Source organism: Solibacillus sp. FSL K6-4121 (assembly GCF_038002585.1).
GTDB classification, from domain to species: domain Bacteria; phylum Bacillota; class Bacilli; order Bacillales_A; family Planococcaceae; genus Solibacillus; species Solibacillus faecavium.
The window spans coordinates 956,301-973,367 of record NZ_JBBOCS010000001.1; the positions used below are offsets into that span (position 1 = coordinate 956,301).

Consider the following 17,067-nt stretch of genomic DNA (forward strand, 5'->3'; position numbering starts at 1 on the left):
AAGCAATTGACAAGTAGTATAAAAAATTGATAAGATACGATTAAGTAAAACCTATTGACTTTGTAGGGATTGAGAGAGGGATGGATTAGATGAGTAAATTAGCAAATTCGGTGGCAGATTTAGTAGGACGTACACCAATCGTAAAGTTAAATAATGCTACAGGTGAAAATGACGGAACGGTATACGTAAAATTAGAATACTTTAACCCGGGATCTTCAGTAAAAGACCGTTTAGCTTTAGCGATGATTGAAGCGGCTGAAAAGGATGGCTCTTTAAAGCCAGGCGGTACAATTATTGAACCAACTTCAGGTAATACAGGTATTGGTTTAGCAATGATTGCAGCAGCAAAAGGTTATAAGTCAATTTTAGTAATGCCAGAGACAATGTCTTTAGAGCGTCGTAACCTATTACGTGCATATGGAGCTGATCTAGTATTAACACCTGGTCCAGAAGGAATGAAAGGTGCAATTGCAAAGGCGGAGGAGTTATCAAAATCAGAAGGCTACTTCTTACCACAACAATTTAAAAACGAAGCTAACGCAGAAATTCACCGTTTAACAACAGGTCCTGAAATTGCAGAAGCATTTGAGCAAGATGGCTTAAAGCTGGATGCCTTTGTCGCTGGTGTAGGTACTGGTGGTACAATTACGGGTGCAGGCGAAGTATTGAAAAATAAATTCCCAGATATCGAAATTATTGCTGTTGAGCCTAAAGATTCACCAGTTCTTTCAGGTGGTAACCCTGGACCACATAAAATTCAAGGTATTGGTGCAGGTTTCGTTCCGGACGTATTAAATACAGAAATATATGATTCAGTATTCCCGGTAGAAAATGAAATTGCATTTGAAAATGCACGTAAAGTAGCGCGTGAAGAAGGTATTTTAGCAGGTATTTCTTCAGGTGCAGCTATTTATGCAGCGATAGAAACAGCAAAACGTTTAGGTAAAGGCAAAAACGTATTAGCAATCATCCCATCAAATGGTGAGCGCTATTTATCAACACCTTTATATCAATTTGAAGACTAATTAAAACCAATAAGTCATTCTCTAAAGCTATTTTATGGGCTAACACTCGTAAAATAGCTTTTTCTTAGTTTACTCTAAGATAAAATTGGATTTTTAGAGTGTTTTCGAGTTTAATTAAGGAAAAGAATAAAGCGGGTGTAAATAGATGCAACAACTAGAATATCATACATTTCAAATGACTAAAGATGAATTTTTCTATAGTTTTCAAGAGCAGTCAATGGCTGAAAAGCAACGTGTATTTTTAGAAAGTGGACGTGGAGGGCATTATTCGATTGCAGCATGGCATCCAATTGCTAGTGCCAAATCTGTAGAACAAGGACTTGAACTGACTTGGGCAAATGGAAATATTGAGTTGAAGACAGGGGAAGCACTAGCCGAATTAGAACAAGTAATTTCTGAATACAAGCTTGAAGTGAATTCGCAATTGCCAGATTTCCAAGGTGGCGCAATTGGGTTTATTTCCTATGACTACGCTCGTACCATTGAAGTGCTTCCACTTGAGGCAGAAGATGATCTACAAATACCAGACATTTATTTTTATTTATTTGATCATTGGGCTGTACATAACGTAAAAACTAATGAAGTGACACTTATGAAGTTTTCTACATGTGAATTAGATTTACAGGCATGGCAGACAAATTGGCAGGAAAAAGCTGTAGTTGGGCTAGAGAAACGCCATTTCAATCAGGAAACAGCAAAAAACATCCAGCAAGATGAAACGGAATTACAAGTATCATTTAAGGGAGCGGCTTTTGAAGCAGCCGTACGTAAAATTCAACATTATATTAGTCAGGGTGATGTATTCCAAGTGAATTTGTCTGTACGTCAGGCAAAAAAACTTTCTGCTGCACCGATCACAATGTATGAGGCGGTTCGTTCATTTAACCCTTCTCCCTATATGGCGTATATTGAAAGTGAGCATTTTACGATTGTAAGCGGTTCGCCTGAATTGCTTGTGAAGCGTAAAGGCAATGAATTATCAACAAGACCTATTGCAGGGACGCGTCCGCGTGGAGAATCAGAAGAACAGGATTTGGCGTTGGCTAACGAATTGATTCAACATGAAAAAGAACGTGCCGAACATGTGATGCTTGTCGATTTAGAACGTAATGATCTAGGACGGGTAAGCAAGTATGGAACGGTGGAAGTTAATGAATTTATGGTTATTGAGCATTACTCCCATGTAATGCATATTGTGTCGAATGTACGTGGAGAAATTGCTGAGGGGAAAACGAATGCAGATGTCATTCGCGCAATGTTCCCAGGTGGGACGATAACGGGTGCACCTAAAATTCGAACGATGGAAATTATTGAAGAGCTTGAGCCTGTTCGCCGCGGCCTTTATACTGGATCAATTGGCTGGATTGGCTATACAGGTGATTTAGAATTAAATATTGTGATTCGTACAGCTTATATACAAGATGGAATTGTGTACATACAAGCAGGGGCGGGAATTGTCATCGACTCGATTCCAGAAAATGAATTTATCGAATCGATGAATAAAGCAAAAGCGATGTGGCAAGCAAAGGCAATGGCAGAAGAGGTGAGCAAATGATTTTAATGATTGATAACTATGATTCATTTACGTATAACTTAGTGCAATATTTTGGGGAGTTCGGGCATGAGTTAGTAGTAAAGCGTAATGATGACATAACGATAGAGGAAATTGAAGAGCTTCAGCCGATGATGGTAGTTATATCACCAGGGCCATGTACACCAAATGAAGCTGGTCAAAGCCTTCGTATTATTGAACATTTTGCTGGAAAGCTTCCGATTTTAGGAGTGTGCTTAGGCCATCAAGCAATTGCCCAGGTTTTTGGTGGAGATATCGTTCGGGCAGAGCGACTGATGCACGGGAAAACATCTCCTGTACTTCATAAAGGCATTGGTCTACATAGGAAAAACACCAATCCATTTGCTGCGACACGCTATCATTCATTGATTGTGGAGCCGACAACTTTACCAGATTGTTTAGAAGTGACAGCTTGGACAGAAGAAGGCGAAATAATGGGGCTGCGTCATAAAACGTATCCAATTGAAGGGGTTCAATATCATCCGGAATCCATTATGACTGAAGATGGTAAACAACTTTTACGTACATTTATCGAAACATATTGTTAGAAGGAGTGGGGATCAATGCTTTGTTGGATGAATGGACATTATATCGATGAACATGAATTGAAAATTTCTCCTTTTGATCACGGTTTTTTGTATGGCCTTGGATTTTTCGAGACGTTTCGTACATATGAGGGAAAGGCTGTATACTTACAGCAACATTTCAACCGCTTAATAGAAGCATTGAAAGAATACCGTATTCATTTTCCATATACTATTCAAGATATAGAGGAAGTAATCGAAAACCTTAATGCTCAGGACGGTAACGAAGGGTATTTTCGCTTAAATGTATCAGCAGGTGTACATCCAATTGGTCTTGCTCCGTCCGAATATACGGAGCCGACAATCATTCTGTTTCGCAAAGAACTGCCTAAAATGATGCGCGGGACTGAAAAAGAGGCAGTTTGGCTGAAAACTGCGCGTAATTCTCCCGAACAACAAACACGCTATAAAAGTCACCATTATGGTAATAATGTCCGTGCACGTCTGGAATTAGCTAGTCTAGCCAACCAAGAAGGCTTTTTTACCGATAAAAACGGGGTAGTAGCAGAGGGCATTACATCGAATATATTCTGGATTAAAGATGATATACTGTATACGCCTTCCACAAGGTTGGGTATTTTGCCAGGCATCACACGAGCAATTGTTATCCGTCTTGCTAAAGAGCTTGCGATTCCGGTTAGGGAAGGCAGTTTTATGGCATGGGAATTAGAGCAGGCGGACGAATGTTTTGTTACGACAGCGGTGCAGGAGCTTGTACCGATTTCACATATTGGAAAGATTCGTTTTGCTGGAAGTGAAGGCAGGCTTTATAAAAAGCTTCATACGGCTTATTTACAAAAAATTGTTATGCACTTAGGAGAAAGTCATGTTAGAAAATTATAAAACACTTACACTAAATGGAATTGAATTGGATTTTACGAAAGAAACATTCGTTATGGGAATATTAAATGTGACACCAGACTCTTTTTCGGATGGCGGGAAGTTTAATTCGGTTGAAAAAGCAGTTGCGCAAGCGAAAAAGATGGTAGCAGATGGTGCGAAAATTATTGATGTTGGTGGAGAATCCACACGTCCCGGCTATACACGGATATCCGATGAAGAAGAAATTGCGCGTGTTGTCCCAGTAATCCAGGCGCTGTTAAAAGAAGTACAAGCGATCATTTCGATTGATACGTATAAATCGAATGTTGCACGTGCAGCAATTGAAGCAGGCGCCCATATCATTAATGATATTTGGGGAGCAAAAGCAGACCCGGAAATGGCGAAAGTGGCGGCAGAGCTAAATGTACCGATTATTTTAATGCATAATAGAGAAAATAATCAGTATAATAACTTTTTCAATGATTATATGGCAGATATGCATGAAAGTATTGAAATTGCCAAAGAAGCCGGTGTTCGCGATGAACATATTTTTCTTGATCCAGGTATAGGGTTTGTGAAAAGCTTAAGTGAAAGTATCGAGACAATGCAGCGTTTAGATGAGCTTGTTGCATTGGGTTATCCCGTGTTACTGGCGACTTCCCGAAAGCGTATGATCGGTTCGGTATTGGATTTACCTGTTGATGAACGTGTAGAAGGAACAGCCGCAACTTGTGCATTCGGTGTACAGAAGGGTTGTCATATTATGCGGGTACATGATGTAAAAGAAGTGGCGCGGACTGTGAAAATGATGGATGCGCTTGTTGGAAAGTTTGAAGTACAAGGTGAATTAGCACCGAGACATTAAGGAGATTGTAATGGATTATATTCATTTAAGAGAGATGCAGTTTTTTGGTTATCATGGTGTGTTGCCGGAAGAAAACGTATTAGGTCAACGCTTTCGTGCTAATGTATCGCTTGCTGTTGATATGAAGCGTGCCGGTGAAACAGATGAGCTGGATGACACTGTAAGCTATGTAGGAGTTTATGATATATGTAAAGAAGTATTGGAAGGTAAACCGTATAAATTAATTGAGGCGGTTGCCGAAACGATTGCTACACGCATTTTAACACAATACGAAGGACAAATTTTCGGTTGTCGTGTGGAAGTGATTAAGCCTGATCCTCCAATTCCAGGTCATTATAAAGAAGTCGCAGTTGAAATTGTGCGAGGACAATTTATATGACAACAGCCTATTTATCCATTGGAACAAATATCGGGGAACGGGAGCAAAACCTGCAAGACGCAGTAAAGCTGCTCCTTTCACATAAGGAAATAACAGTTACAGCCATTTCTTCAATCTTTGAGACAGCAGCGGTCGGATTTACGGAACAGGCAGATTTTTTAAATATTGCGGTCGCCGTTGAAACAAGCCTAAATGCTTTTGAGCTGCTTGCACAATGTCAAAAGATCGAGAATGATTTAGGGCGTGTACGCGAATTCCGATGGGGTCCACGAATTATAGATCTTGATATTTTGTTATACAATAATGAAAAATATGAAACAGAAAATTTAATTGTCCCACATCCTCGCATGTTCGAACGTGCGTTTGTATTAGTGCCGCTTGAGGAGATTATGACGCAAAAATGTGGTATGCTAGTATCCGTGCAAAAAGCACTACTAGCACTCGACATAGAGAAAGAGGGCGTCAAGCTGTGGAAGAAAATCGCTACGGTCGAAGAATTCGTGCCTTTCGAAAGCTAAAACGTATTCAGCAAACCGAATTTGCAAAACAGATTAGTATGTCTGTTACGATTTTGGGACGTATTGAACGAGGCGAAAAAATCCCCTCTGAAGAACAGTTCCAAAAAATCGCGGATGTATTACAAATAGATATTCAAGAATTAAAAGGTGAATAACCTAGTGCGGGGGGAACAACAGGTGTCAAACATTGACCAAAAGCCTTTCCAAATTGGTGATATTATAATGGATAATCGTGTCGTACTTGCCCCGATGGCAGGGATTTGTAACTCGGCTTTCCGTTTAACAGTGAAAGAGTTTGGTGCAGGTTTAGTATATGCGGAAATGATTAGTGACAAAGCATTAAATATTCGCAATAAAAAAACGTTGGATATGCTTTATATTGATGAACGCGAAAATCCAATGACACTACAAATTTTTGGTGGAGACAAAGAAAATTTAGTAGAAGCAGCAAAATTCGTAGATAAAAATACAACAGCGGATATTATCGATATTAATATGGGCTGCCCCGTTAATAAAATTATTAAATGCGAAGCTGGCGCGAAATGGTTGCTAGATCCGAATAAAATTTATGAAATGGTTTCGGCTGTAGTGGATGCAGTTGATAAGCCAGTTTCAGTAAAAATGCGTATTGGATGGGACGATGAGCGTGTATTTGCTGTTGAAAATGCACAAGCAGCAGAACGTGCAGGAGCAGCAGCGATTGCAATGCATGGGCGGACTCGTGTTCAAATGTATGAAGGTAAAGCAAACTGGGACGTCTTGGCAGAAGTGAAGAAAAATATTAATATCCCATTCATTGCTAATGGAGACGTGGAAACACCAGCAGATGCAAAACGGATTCTGGATCATACGAAGGCCGATGCAGTCATGATTGGTCGCGCAGCATTAGGAAATCCATGGATGATGTACCAAACGGTAAAATATTTAGAATCGGGTGAATTAATGCCGGAACCGTCTGTGCGTGAGAAAATGGATGTATGTCTGTTGCACTTTGAACGACTTAAAGCATTAAAAGGTGAAAAAGTTGCTGTTCGTGAAATGAGAAAACATGCTTCGTGGTATTTAAAAGGAATTCGCGGTAACGGAAAAATCCGTAACGCCATTAATTTAGCGGAGACTGAGCAAGAGCTACGTGCACTTCTTAATAATGTTGTAGAAGAACGCGATGAAGATGAATTAGTGTTAGCTTAAGTCAGAGATCCATAATATTATTAATAGGTGGGGCTATGTTAAAAGTGAATAAACTTTTAACATAGCCTTTCTTTTTTATAAGTAAGTACTATGTAATCTATTCTAGTGTTACGCTGCGCAAGGGACTAGCTTTGGAATGACTTTCCAGTATCTCGCTATCTAGATACTGCCATTCACTTAACAGAATTATTAAACATTTCTAATTAATTCGAAACAGGTGAATCACAAAACGAAATACTGTACAATAGAAACATTATGGACTATTGTGCCGTTTTGGAGCGCAAAAACATTAAGGAGTGAAATACGTGTCAAATATCGAAGAATTAAACGACCAACTTTTGGTGAGACGCCAGAAGATGACTGATATTCGCGAAAACGGTATGGACCCATTCGGTAGCCGTTTTGAGCGCACACATTTATCAAATGAAGTAGTTGCAGAAAACGATCAATTTGATAAAGAACAATTAGAAGAAAACCCTCGCGAAGTTGTAATCGCAGGACGTATCATGACTAAGCGCGGTAAAGGTAAAGCTGGTTTTGCGCATATCCAAGACTTAGCAGGTCAAATCCAAATTTATGTACGTAAAGATGCAATCGGTGAAGAAGCTTACGAATTATTTAATAAAGCAGACCTTGGTGATATTGTAGGGGTAAAAGGAAACGTATTCCGCACACAAGTAGGAGAACTTTCTGTTAAAGCAACGGAATTCACGTTCCTAACTAAAGCATTACGCCCACTACCTGATAAATTCCACGGGTTAACAGATGTAGAACAACGTTACCGTCAACGTTATGTAGACTTAATGACGAATGAAGAGTCAAAGGCAACTTTCATTTTACGTTCTAAAATTATCCGTGCAATCCGTAACTACTTAGATAACAACGGTTATTTAGAAGTAGAAACACCAATGTTGCACACAATTGCTGGTGGAGCAGCGGCTCGTCCGTTCATTACACACCACAACGCATTAGATATGGAACTTTATATGCGTATTGCAATTGAGCTACATTTAAAACGTTTAATTGTTGGTGGTTTAGAAAAAGTATATGAAATCGGTCGTGTATTCCGTAACGAAGGAATTTCAACTCGTCACAACCCAGAATTTACGATGATTGAATTATATGAAGCATATGCAGATTACAATGATATTATGGACTTAACGGAAAACCTTATCGCACACGTAGCTAAGGAAGTTCTAGGTTCTACGTCTGTACAATACGGCGAAGATACAATTGAACTAGGTGTTGGCTGGAAACGTGTTCACATGGTAGATGCAGTTAAAGAGGCAACAGGTGTAGACTTCTGGGCTCCAATGACTGTCGAAGAGGCACGCAAACATGCTGCTGAACACGGTGTAGAAATTAAAGATTCCCACGAAGTAGGGCATATTATTAATGAATTCTTCGAGCAAAAAATCGAAGAAACATTAGTTCAACCAACATTTGTTACGGGTCACCCTGTGGAAATTTCTCCATTAGCGAAGAAAAACTCTGAAGACCCACGCTTTACAGATCGTTTTGAGTTATTCATCGTTCGTCGTGAACATGCAAATGCCTTCACGGAATTGAATGATCCTATCGATCAACGTGAGCGTTTTGAAGCACAAATGGCAGAAAAAGAAGCGGGTAATGACGAAGCGCACGAAATGGATAACGACTTCATTGAAGCATTAGAATTCGGTATGCCGCCAACTGGTGGTTTAGGTATCGGTATCGACCGTTTAGTTATGTTATTAACAAACTCTCCATCTATCCGTGACGTACTATTATTCCCAACAATGCGCCACACAACGAAATAAGCCTTTAAAGAGTCATGCAATATTATTTGCATGGCTCTTTACTTCTATATAAGTAGGAACAACAATTACCTCTCTCTTATTGAAAAGGGTAGGAGGACCATGTATATTTAACGAATTAAAAACTTTGAAAATAAATTTCGAAAAACTATTGCAATATAGTTTGCAAGGTGATATATTATTACTTGTCGCTGAAACGCGTCACACACTTTTAAAAAAACTTCTTTACTTATCAACTTCAGAGTGATAAAGTATAAAAGTTGCCGATTTGAAAGATTGAATGTTTCTTAAAACTTTTTTAAAAAAGTTATTGACATTCAAAACGAAAGTTGGTAAGATATAAGAGTTGTCATAAAGGGCAGCGCAATGAACCTTGAAAACTGAACAAGCAACGTTAATGAAACAAGCTTCTTAAATGAAGCAAACAATAGATTTTAACTTTTAATTAAGTTGAATCGCTAGCAAAGCAAATGAGCTTTCAAACTACTTTTATGGAGAGTTTGATCCTGGCTCAGGACGAACGCTGGCGGCGTGCCTAATACATGCAAGTCGAGCGGACGATGAGAGAAGCTTGCTTCTCTCTGATTTAGCGGCGGACGGGTGAGTAACACGTGGGTAACCTACCTTATAGATTGGGATAACTCCGGGAAACCGGGGCTAATACCGAATAACACTTTTAAACACATGTTTGAAAGTTGAAAGACGGTTTCGGCTGTCACTATAAGATGGACCCGCGGCGCATTAGCTAGTTGGTGAGGTAACGGCTCACCAAGGCAACGATGCGTAGCCGACCTGAGAGGGTGATCGGCCACACTGGGACTGAGACACGGCCCAGACTCCTACGGGAGGCAGCAGTAGGGAATCTTCCACAATGGACGAAAGTCTGATGGAGCAACGCCGCGTGAGTGAAGAAGGATTTCGGTTCGTAAAACTCTGTTGCAAGGGAAGAACAAGTAGCGTAGTAACTGGCGCTACCTTGACGGTACCTTGTTAGAAAGCCACGGCTAACTACGTGCCAGCAGCCGCGGTAATACGTAGGTGGCAAGCGTTGTCCGGAATTATTGGGCGTAAAGCGCGCGCAGGTGGTTCCTTAAGTCTGATGTGAAAGCCCCCGGCTCAACCGGGGAGGGTCATTGGAAACTGGGGAACTTGAGTGCAGAAGAGGATAGTGGAATTCCAAGTGTAGCGGTGAAATGCGTAGAGATTTGGAGGAACACCAGTGGCGAAGGCGACTGTCTGGTCTGTAACTGACACTGAGGCGCGAAAGCGTGGGGAGCAAACAGGATTAGATACCCTGGTAGTCCACGCCGTAAACGATGAGTGCTAAGTGTTGGGGGGTTTCCGCCCCTCAGTGCTGCAGCTAACGCATTAAGCACTCCGCCTGGGGAGTACGGTCGCAAGACTGAAACTCAAAGGAATTGACGGGGGCCCGCACAAGCGGTGGAGCATGTGGTTTAATTCGAAGCAACGCGAAGAACCTTACCAGGTCTTGACATCCCGGTGACCACTATGGAGACATAGTTTCCCCTTCGGGGGCAACGGTGACAGGTGGTGCATGGTTGTCGTCAGCTCGTGTCGTGAGATGTTGGGTTAAGTCCCGCAACGAGCGCAACCCTTATTCTTAGTTGCCATCATTCAGTTGGGCACTCTAAGGAGACTGCCGGTGATAAACCGGAGGAAGGTGGGGATGACGTCAAATCATCATGCCCCTTATGACCTGGGCTACACACGTGCTACAATGGACGATACAAACGGTTGCCAACCCGCGAGGGGGAGCTAATCCGATAAAATCGTTCTCAGTTCGGATTGTAGGCTGCAACTCGCCTACATGAAGCCGGAATCGCTAGTAATCGCGGATCAGCATGCCGCGGTGAATACGTTCCCGGGCCTTGTACACACCGCCCGTCACACCACGAGAGTTTGTAACACCCGAAGTCGGTGAGGTAACCTTTATGGAGCCAGCCGCCGAAGGTGGGATAGATGATTGGGGTGAAGTCGTAACAAGGTAGCCGTATCGGAAGGTGCGGCTGGATCACCTCCTTTCTAAGGATTATTTCGGAATCATTCTCATGGAGAATGAAACATTAACGTTTGCTGTTCAGTTTTGAAGGTTCATTCTTAATTGAATGAGATACTTCAAAACTTCGTTCTTTGAAAACTGGATAAAACGACATTGAAAGCAATAAAACAAATTTCTATTTTATAGAAATGTAACAAGTCAAGCAATTGACGTGTAAACTTAAATCTTGGATTTTATCCAAGTGTTAACTTTTGGTTAAGTTAATAAGGGCGCACGGTGGATGCCTTGGCACTAGGAGTCGATGAAGGACGGCACTAACACCGATATGCCTCGGGGAGCTGTAAGTAAGCTTTGATCCGGGGATTTCCGAATGGGGGAACCCACTATCTTTAATCGGATAGTATCTACACGTGAATACATAGCGTGATGAGGACAGACGCAGGGAACTGAAACATCTAAGTACCTGCAGGAACAGAAAGAAAATTCGATTCCCTGAGTAGCGGCGAGCGAAACGGGAAGAGCCCAAACCAAAGAGCTTGCTCTTTGGGGTTGTAGGACACTCTATACGGAGTTACAAAAGAATGAGTTAGACGAAGCGACTTGGAAAGGTCCGCGAAACAAGGTAAAAGCCCTGTAGTCAAAAGTTCATTCCCTCCAGAGTGTATCCTGAGTACGGCGGAACACGTGAAATTCCGTCGGAATCCGGGAGGACCATCTCCCAAGGCTAAATACTACCTAGTGACCGATAGTGAACCAGTACCGTGAGGGAAAGGTGAAAAGCACCCCGGAAGGGGAGTGAAATAGATCCTGAAACCGTGTGCCTACAAGTAGTTAGAGCCCGTTAATGGGTGATAGCGTGCCTTTTGTAGAATGAACCGGCGAGTTACGATTACGTGCGAGGTTAAGTTGAGAAGACGGAGCCGCAGCGAAAGCGAGTCTGAATAGGGCGAATTAGTACGTGGTCGTAGACCCGAAACCAGGTGATCTACCCATGTCCAGGGTGAAGGTGAGGTAACACTCACTGGAGGCCCGAACCCACGCACGTTGAAAAGTGCGGGGATGAGGTGTGGGTAGCGGAGAAATTCCAATCGAACCTGGAGATAGCTGGTTCTCTCCGAAATAGCTTTAGGGCTAGCCTCGTGATTGAGAATACCGGAGGTAGAGCACTGTTTGGACTAGGGGGGCATCTCGCTTTACCGAATTCAGACAAACTCCGAATGCCGGATATTTATACACGGGAGTCAGACTGCGAGTGATAAGATCCGTAGTCAAGAGGGAAACAGCCCAGACCACCAGCTAAGGTCCCCAAGTAATCGTTAAGTGGAAAAGGATGTGGCGTTGCTTAGACAACCAGGATGTTGGCTTAGAAGCAGCCATCATTTAAAGAGTGCGTAATAGCTCACTGGTCGAGTGACGCTGCGCCGAAAATGTATCGGGGCTAAACGATTCACCGAAGCTGTGGATGCATACTTTGAGTATGCGTGGTAGGAGAGCGTTCTAATAGCGTTGAAGTCAGACCGGAAGGACTGGTGGAGCGATTAGAAGTGAGAATGCCGGTATGAGTAGCGAAACATGGGTGAGAATCCCATGCACCGTATGACTAAGGTTTCCTGAGGAAGGCTCGTCCGCTCAGGGTTAGTCGGGACCTAAGCCGAGGCCGATAGGCGTAGGCGATGGACAACAGGTTGATATTCCTGTACCACCTCCTCACCGTTTGAGAAATGGGGGGACGCAGTAGGATAGGGTAAGCACGCCGTTGGTTGCGCGTGTTCAAGCAGTAAGGCGTGTATGTAGGCAAATCCGCATACTATAACGTTGAGCTGTGATGACGAGCTCTTTAGAGCGAAGTTCCTGATTTCACACTGCCAAGAAAAGCCTCTATCGAGGTGAGAGGTGCCCGTACCGCAAACCGACACAGGTAGTCGAGGAGAGAATCCTAAGGTGTGCGAGAGAACTCTCGTTAAGGAACTCGGCAAAATGACCCCGTAACTTCGGGAGAAGGGGTGCTTCTTTGGGTGCATAGCCTAGAGAAGCCGCAGTGAATAGGCCCAGGCGACTGTTTAGCAAAAACACAGGTCTCTGCAAAACCGTAAGGTGACGTATAGGGGCTGACGCCTGCCCGGTGCTGGAAGGTTAAGAGGAGCGGTTAGCGCAAGCGAAGCTGTGAATTGAAGCCCCAGTAAACGGCGGCCGTAACTATAACGGTCCTAAGGTAGCGAAATTCCTTGTCGGGTAAGTTCCGACCCGCACGAAAGGCGTAACGATCTGGGCACTGTCTCAACGAGAGACTCGGTGAAATTATAGTACCTGTGAAGATGCAGGTTACCCGCGACAGGACGGAAAGACCCCGTGGAGCTTTACTGTAGCCTGATATTGAATTTTGGTACAACTTGTACAGGATAGGTAGGAGCCAGAGATCCCGGAGCGCCAGCTTCGGAGGAGGCGTCGGTGGGATACTACCCTGGTTGTATTGAACTTCTAACCCATGCCCCTTAGCGGGGTAGGAGACAGTGTCAGGCGGACAGTTTGACTGGGGCGGTCGCCTCCTAAAGAGTAACGGAGGCGCCCAAAGGTTCCCTCAGAATGGTTGGAAATCATTCGAAGAGTGTAAAGGCATAAGGGAGCTTGACTGCGAGACCTACAAGTCGAGCAGGGTCGAAAGACGGGCTTAGTGATCCGGTGGTTCCGCATGGAAGGGCCATCGCTCAACGGATAAAAGCTACCCCGGGGATAACAGGCTTATCTCCCCCAAGAGTCCACATCGACGGGGAGGTTTGGCACCTCGATGTCGGCTCATCGCATCCTGGGGCTGTAGTCGGTCCCAAGGGTTGGGCTGTTCGCCCATTAAAGCGGTACGCGAGCTGGGTTCAGAACGTCGTGAGACAGTTCGGTCCCTATCCGTCGTGGGCGTAGGAAATTTGAGAGGAGCTGTCCTTAGTACGAGAGGACCGGGATGGACACACCGCTGGTGTACCAGTTGTCTTGCCAAAGGCATCGCTGGGTAGCTATGTGTGGACGGGATAAGTGCTGAAAGCATCTAAGCATGAAGCCCCCCTCAAGATGAGATTTCCCATTACGCAAGTAAGTAAGACCCCTGAAAGACGATCAGGTAGATAGGTTCGAGGTGGAAGTGCGGTGACGCATGTAGCTGACGAATACTAATCGGTCGAGGACTTAACCACATTTTATTGCACAATTCAATGAAACGTTTATCCAGTTTTGAAAGAACGATAAATTATAAAAAATGCTTGACCTTCGAGTAAAGTATGATATAATGAATCTTGTCTTTTTAAAAAAATAGTCTAGTGATGATGGCAAAGAGGTCACACCCGTTCCCATACCGAACACGGAAGTTAAGCTCTTTAGCGCCGATGGTAGTTGGGGGCTTCCCCCTGTGAGAGTAGGACGTCGCTAGGCTTTTATACCCAGGAGGATTAGCTCAGCTGGGAGAGCACCTGCCTTACAAGCAGGGGGTCGGCGGTTCGAGCCCGTCATCCTCCACCATTTCTAAATGCCGGTGTAGCTCAGTTGGTAGAGCAACTGACTTGTAATCAGTAGGTCGAGGGTTCGACTCCTTTCGCCGGCACCATTTAGAGAGCCATTAGCTCAGTTGGTAGAGCATCTGACTTTTAATCAGAGGGTCGAAGGTTCGAGTCCTTCATGGCTCACCAGTTTTATATTGTCTGCTGCGGGTGTGGCGGAATTGGCAGACGCACTAGACTTAGGATCTAGCGCCGCAAGGCGTGGGGGTTCGACTCCCTTCACCCGCACCATTTTAATTTTATATACTGTCAGAGTAAAAAATATCTTATGCATTTTGCGGAAGTAGTTCAGTGGTAGAACACCACCTTGCCAAGGTGGGGGTCGCGAGTTCGAACCTCGTCTTCCGCTCCAAAAATGCCGGGGTGGCGGAACTGGCAGACGCACAGGACTTAAAATCCTGCGGTGAGTGATCACCGTGCCGGTTCGATTCCGGCCCTCGGCACCATCTTTACTTTATATTTTGCGCCCGTAGCTCAATTGGATAGAGCGTCTGACTACGGATCAGAAGGTTGTGGGTTCGACTCCTGCCGGGCGCGCCATATTTCGGAATGTAGCTCAGCTTGGTAGAGCACTTGGTTTGGGACCAAGGGGTCGTAGGTTCGAATCCTGTCATTCCGACCATTATTTAGGGGCCTTAGCTCAGCTGGGAGAGCGCCTGCCTTGCACGCAGGAGGTCAGCGGTTCGATCCCGCTAGGCTCCACCATGAACCTTGAAAACTGAACAAGCAACGTTAATGAAACAAGCTTCTTAAATGAAGCAAACAATAGATTTCAACTTTTAATTAAGTTGAATCGCTAGCAGAGCAAATGAGCTTTCAAACTACTTTTATGGAGAGTTTGATCCTGGCTCAGGACGAACGCTGGCGGCGTGCCTAATACATGCAAGTCGAGCGGATGATGAGAGAAGCTTGCTTCTCTCTGATTTAGCGGCGGACGGGTGAGTAACACGTGGGTAACCTACCTTATAGATTGGGATAACTCCGGGAAACCGGGGCTAATACCGAATAATACTTTTAAACACATGTTTGAAAGTTGAAAGACGGTTTCGGCTGTCACTATAAGATGGACCCGCGGCGCATTAGCTAGTTGGTGAGGTAACGGCTCACCAAGGCAACGATGCGTAGCCGACCTGAGAGGGTGATCGGCCACACTGGGACTGAGACACGGCCCAGACTCCTACGGGAGGCAGCAGTAGGGAATCTTCCACAATGGACGAAAGTCTGATGGAGCAACGCCGCGTGAGTGAAGAAGGATTTCGGTTCGTAAAACTCTGTTGCAAGGGAAGAACAAGTAGCGTAGTAACTGGCGCTACCTTGACGGTACCTTGTTAGAAAGCCACGGCTAACTACGTGCCAGCAGCCGCGGTAATACGTAGGTGGCAAGCGTTGTCCGGAATTATTGGGCGTAAAGCGCGCGCAGGTGGTTCCTTAAGTCTGATGTGAAAGCCCCCGGCTCAACCGGGGAGGGTCATTGGAAACTGGGGAACTTGAGTGCAGAAGAGGATAGTGGAATTCCAAGTGTAGCGGTGAAATGCGTAGAGATTTGGAGGAACACCAGTGGCGAAGGCGACTGTCTGGTCTGTAACTGACACTGAGGCGCGAAAGCGTGGGGAGCAAACAGGATTAGATACCCTGGTAGTCCACGCCGTAAACGATGAGTGCTAAGTGTTGGGGGGTTTCCGCCCCTCAGTGCTGCAGCTAACGCATTAAGCACTCCGCCTGGGGAGTACGGTCGCAAGACTGAAACTCAAAGGAATTGACGGGGGCCCGCACAAGCGGTGGAGCATGTGGTTTAATTCGAAGCAACGCGAAGAACCTTACCAGGTCTTGACATCCCGGTGACCACTATGGAGACATAGTTTCCCCTTCGGGGGCAACGGTGACAGGTGGTGCATGGTTGTCGTCAGCTCGTGTCGTGAGATGTTGGGTTAAGTCCCGCAACGAGCGCAACCCTTATTCTTAGTTGCCATCATTCAGTTGGGCACTCTAAGGAGACTGCCGGTGATAAACCGGAGGAAGGTGGGGATGACGTCAAATCATCATGCCCCTTATGACCTGGGCTACACACGTGCTACAATGGACGATACAAACGGTTGCCAACCCGCGAGGGGGAGCTAATCCGATAAAATCGTTCTCAGTTCGGATTGTAGGCTGCAACTCGCCTACATGAAGCCGGAATCGCTAGTAATCGCGGATCAGCATGCCGCGGTGAATACGTTCCCGGGCCTTGTACACACCGCCCGTCACACCACGAGAGTTTGTAACACCCGAAGTCGGTGAGGTAACCTTTATGGAGCCAGCCGCCGAAGGTGGGATAGATGATTGGGGTGAAGTCGTAACAAGGTAGCCGTATCGGAAGGTGCGGCTGGATCACCTCCTTTCTAAGGATTATTTCGGAATCATTCTCATGGAGAATGAAACATTAACGGTTGCTGTTCAGTTTTGAAGGTTTATGAATGAATTTTATAACTTCTAAGAGGGCCTATAGCTCAGCTGGTTAGAGCGCACGCCTGATAAGCGTGAGGTCGATGGTTCGAGTCCATTTAGGCCCACCATATAAATTCTTTATATACCTCTTAATAAAACATTGGGGCCTTAGCTCAGCTGGGAGAGCGCCTGCCTTGCACGCAGGAGGTCAGCGGTTCGATCCCGCTAGGCTCCACCAATTTTATTTTTTCGTTCTTTGAAAACTGGATAAAACGACATTGATAGCAATAAAACAAATTTCTATTTTATAGAAATGTAACAAGTC

10 protein-coding genes, 11 tRNA genes and 4 rRNA genes are annotated in these 17,067 nt (G+C 44.5%); all 25 read left to right on the forward strand.

Annotated elements, in window-relative coordinates:
• Positions 1–89 precede the first annotated feature (89 nt).
• The 25 genes from cysK (at position 90) to MHH95_RS04975 (ending at position 16,980) form a co-directional block, all read left to right on the forward strand.
• Positions 90–1,025: a cysteine synthase A gene (gene cysK / locus MHH95_RS04855; protein WP_191705313.1), complete on the forward strand. Its 936-nt coding sequence runs from the start codon at positions 90–92 to the stop codon at positions 1,023–1,025.
• Between the two features lie 145 nt (positions 1,026–1,170).
• Positions 1,171–2,580 carry an anthranilate synthase component I family protein gene (locus tag MHH95_RS04860; RefSeq protein ID WP_340726620.1) on the forward strand — a complete coding sequence of 470 codons (1,410 nt, stop codon included), beginning with the start codon at positions 1,171–1,173 and terminating at the stop codon, positions 2,578–2,580.
• Positions 2,577–3,146, forward strand: coding sequence for an aminodeoxychorismate/anthranilate synthase component II (pabA, locus tag MHH95_RS04865; protein WP_340726621.1), 570 nt, complete (start codon positions 2,577–2,579; stop codon positions 3,144–3,146). The genes MHH95_RS04860 and pabA overlap by 4 nt, the downstream gene beginning before the upstream one ends.
• Positions 3,147–3,161: 15 nt before the next feature.
• Entirely contained in the window at positions 3,162–4,025 is an 864-nt protein-coding gene (gene pabC, locus MHH95_RS04870) for an aminodeoxychorismate lyase (protein WP_340726622.1), read from the forward strand.
• Entirely contained in the window at positions 4,009–4,869 is an 861-nt protein-coding gene (folP, locus tag MHH95_RS04875; RefSeq protein ID WP_340726623.1) for a dihydropteroate synthase, read from the forward strand. Before pabC ends, folP begins: the two co-directional genes overlap by 17 nt.
• A gap of 10 nt (positions 4,870–4,879) precedes the next feature.
• Positions 4,880–5,248 carry a dihydroneopterin aldolase gene (folB, locus tag MHH95_RS04880; RefSeq protein WP_340726624.1) on the forward strand — a complete coding sequence of 123 codons (369 nt, stop codon included), beginning with the start codon at positions 4,880–4,882 and terminating at the stop codon, positions 5,246–5,248.
• Positions 5,245–5,766, forward strand: a complete 522-nt coding sequence (gene folK / locus MHH95_RS04885) for a 2-amino-4-hydroxy-6-hydroxymethyldihydropteridine diphosphokinase (RefSeq protein WP_340726625.1) — start codon at positions 5,245–5,247, stop codon at positions 5,764–5,766. Before folB ends, folK begins: the two co-directional genes overlap by 4 nt.
• Positions 5,718–5,921 carry a helix-turn-helix domain-containing protein gene (locus MHH95_RS04890; protein ID WP_340726626.1) on the forward strand — a complete coding sequence of 68 codons (204 nt, stop codon included), beginning with the start codon at positions 5,718–5,720 and terminating at the stop codon, positions 5,919–5,921. The genes folK and MHH95_RS04890 overlap by 49 nt, the downstream gene beginning before the upstream one ends.
• A gap of 22 nt (positions 5,922–5,943) precedes the next feature.
• A complete protein-coding gene (gene dusB, locus MHH95_RS04895; protein WP_340726627.1) occupies positions 5,944–6,957 on the forward strand; it encodes a tRNA dihydrouridine synthase DusB in 1,014 nt (337 codons plus the stop codon).
• Positions 6,958–7,253: 296 nt separating this feature from the next.
• Positions 7,254–8,756 (forward strand): lysine--tRNA ligase, encoded by a 1,503-nt coding sequence (gene lysS, locus MHH95_RS04900; protein WP_340726628.1) that lies wholly within the window; start codon positions 7,254–7,256, stop codon positions 8,754–8,756.
• A 485-nt stretch (positions 8,757–9,241) separates the two neighbouring features.
• Positions 9,242–10,796 (forward strand): 16S ribosomal RNA (locus MHH95_RS04905).
• A 230-nt stretch (positions 10,797–11,026) separates the two neighbouring features.
• Positions 11,027–13,955 (forward strand): 23S ribosomal RNA (locus tag MHH95_RS04910).
• 119 nt (positions 13,956–14,074) lie between these two features.
• Positions 14,075–14,190, forward strand: a 5S ribosomal RNA gene (gene rrf, locus MHH95_RS04915).
• An 11-nt stretch (positions 14,191–14,201) separates the two neighbouring features.
• Positions 14,202–14,277, forward strand: a tRNA-Val gene (locus tag MHH95_RS04920).
• Positions 14,278–14,286: 9 nt separating this feature from the next.
• Positions 14,287–14,362: transfer RNA gene (locus tag MHH95_RS04925), tRNA-Thr, on the forward strand.
• Between the two features lie 6 nt (positions 14,363–14,368).
• Positions 14,369–14,444, forward strand: a tRNA-Lys gene (locus tag MHH95_RS04930).
• A 17-nt stretch (positions 14,445–14,461) separates the two neighbouring features.
• Positions 14,462–14,546, forward strand: a tRNA-Leu gene (locus MHH95_RS04935).
• Between the two features lie 46 nt (positions 14,547–14,592).
• Positions 14,593–14,667 (forward strand) — tRNA-Gly (locus tag MHH95_RS04940).
• Positions 14,668–14,672: 5 nt separating this feature from the next.
• Positions 14,673–14,761: transfer RNA gene (locus MHH95_RS04945), tRNA-Leu, on the forward strand.
• 17 nt (positions 14,762–14,778) lie between these two features.
• Positions 14,779–14,855, forward strand: a tRNA-Arg gene (locus MHH95_RS04950).
• A gap of 5 nt (positions 14,856–14,860) precedes the next feature.
• A tRNA-Pro gene (locus MHH95_RS04955) sits at positions 14,861–14,937 on the forward strand.
• A 7-nt stretch (positions 14,938–14,944) separates the two neighbouring features.
• Positions 14,945–15,020, forward strand: a tRNA-Ala gene (locus MHH95_RS04960).
• Between the two features lie 121 nt (positions 15,021–15,141).
• A 16S ribosomal RNA gene (locus tag MHH95_RS04965) occupies positions 15,142–16,696 on the forward strand.
• The 16S, 23S and 5S rRNA genes sit together here with 11 tRNA genes alongside, the layout of an rRNA operon.
• Before the next feature lie 97 nt (positions 16,697–16,793).
• Positions 16,794–16,870: transfer RNA gene (locus MHH95_RS04970), tRNA-Ile, on the forward strand.
• Between the two features lie 34 nt (positions 16,871–16,904).
• Positions 16,905–16,980: transfer RNA gene (locus MHH95_RS04975), tRNA-Ala, on the forward strand.
• Positions 16,981–17,067 lie beyond the last annotated feature (87 nt).

What these genes read in the sequence shown, in the direction of transcription:
- folB (WP_340726624.1), top strand. Translation starts at nt 4,880, where the DNA reads ATGGATTATATTCATTTAAGAGAGATGCAGTTTTTTGGTTATCATGGT.
- MHH95_RS04860 (WP_340726620.1), top strand. Translation starts at nt 1,171, where the DNA reads ATGCAACAACTAGAATATCATACATTTCAAATGACTAAAGATGAATTT.
- pabC (WP_340726622.1), top strand. Translation starts at nt 3,162, where the DNA reads ATGCTTTGTTGGATGAATGGACATTATATCGATGAACATGAATTGAAA.
- cysK (WP_191705313.1), top strand. Translation starts at nt 90, where the DNA reads ATGAGTAAATTAGCAAATTCGGTGGCAGATTTAGTAGGACGTACACCA.
- pabA (WP_340726621.1), top strand. Translation starts at nt 2,577, where the DNA reads ATGATTTTAATGATTGATAACTATGATTCATTTACGTATAACTTAGTG.
- folK (WP_340726625.1), top strand. Translation starts at nt 5,245, where the DNA reads ATGACAACAGCCTATTTATCCATTGGAACAAATATCGGGGAACGGGAG.
- folP (WP_340726623.1), top strand. Translation starts at nt 4,009, where the DNA reads ATGTTAGAAAATTATAAAACACTTACACTAAATGGAATTGAATTGGAT.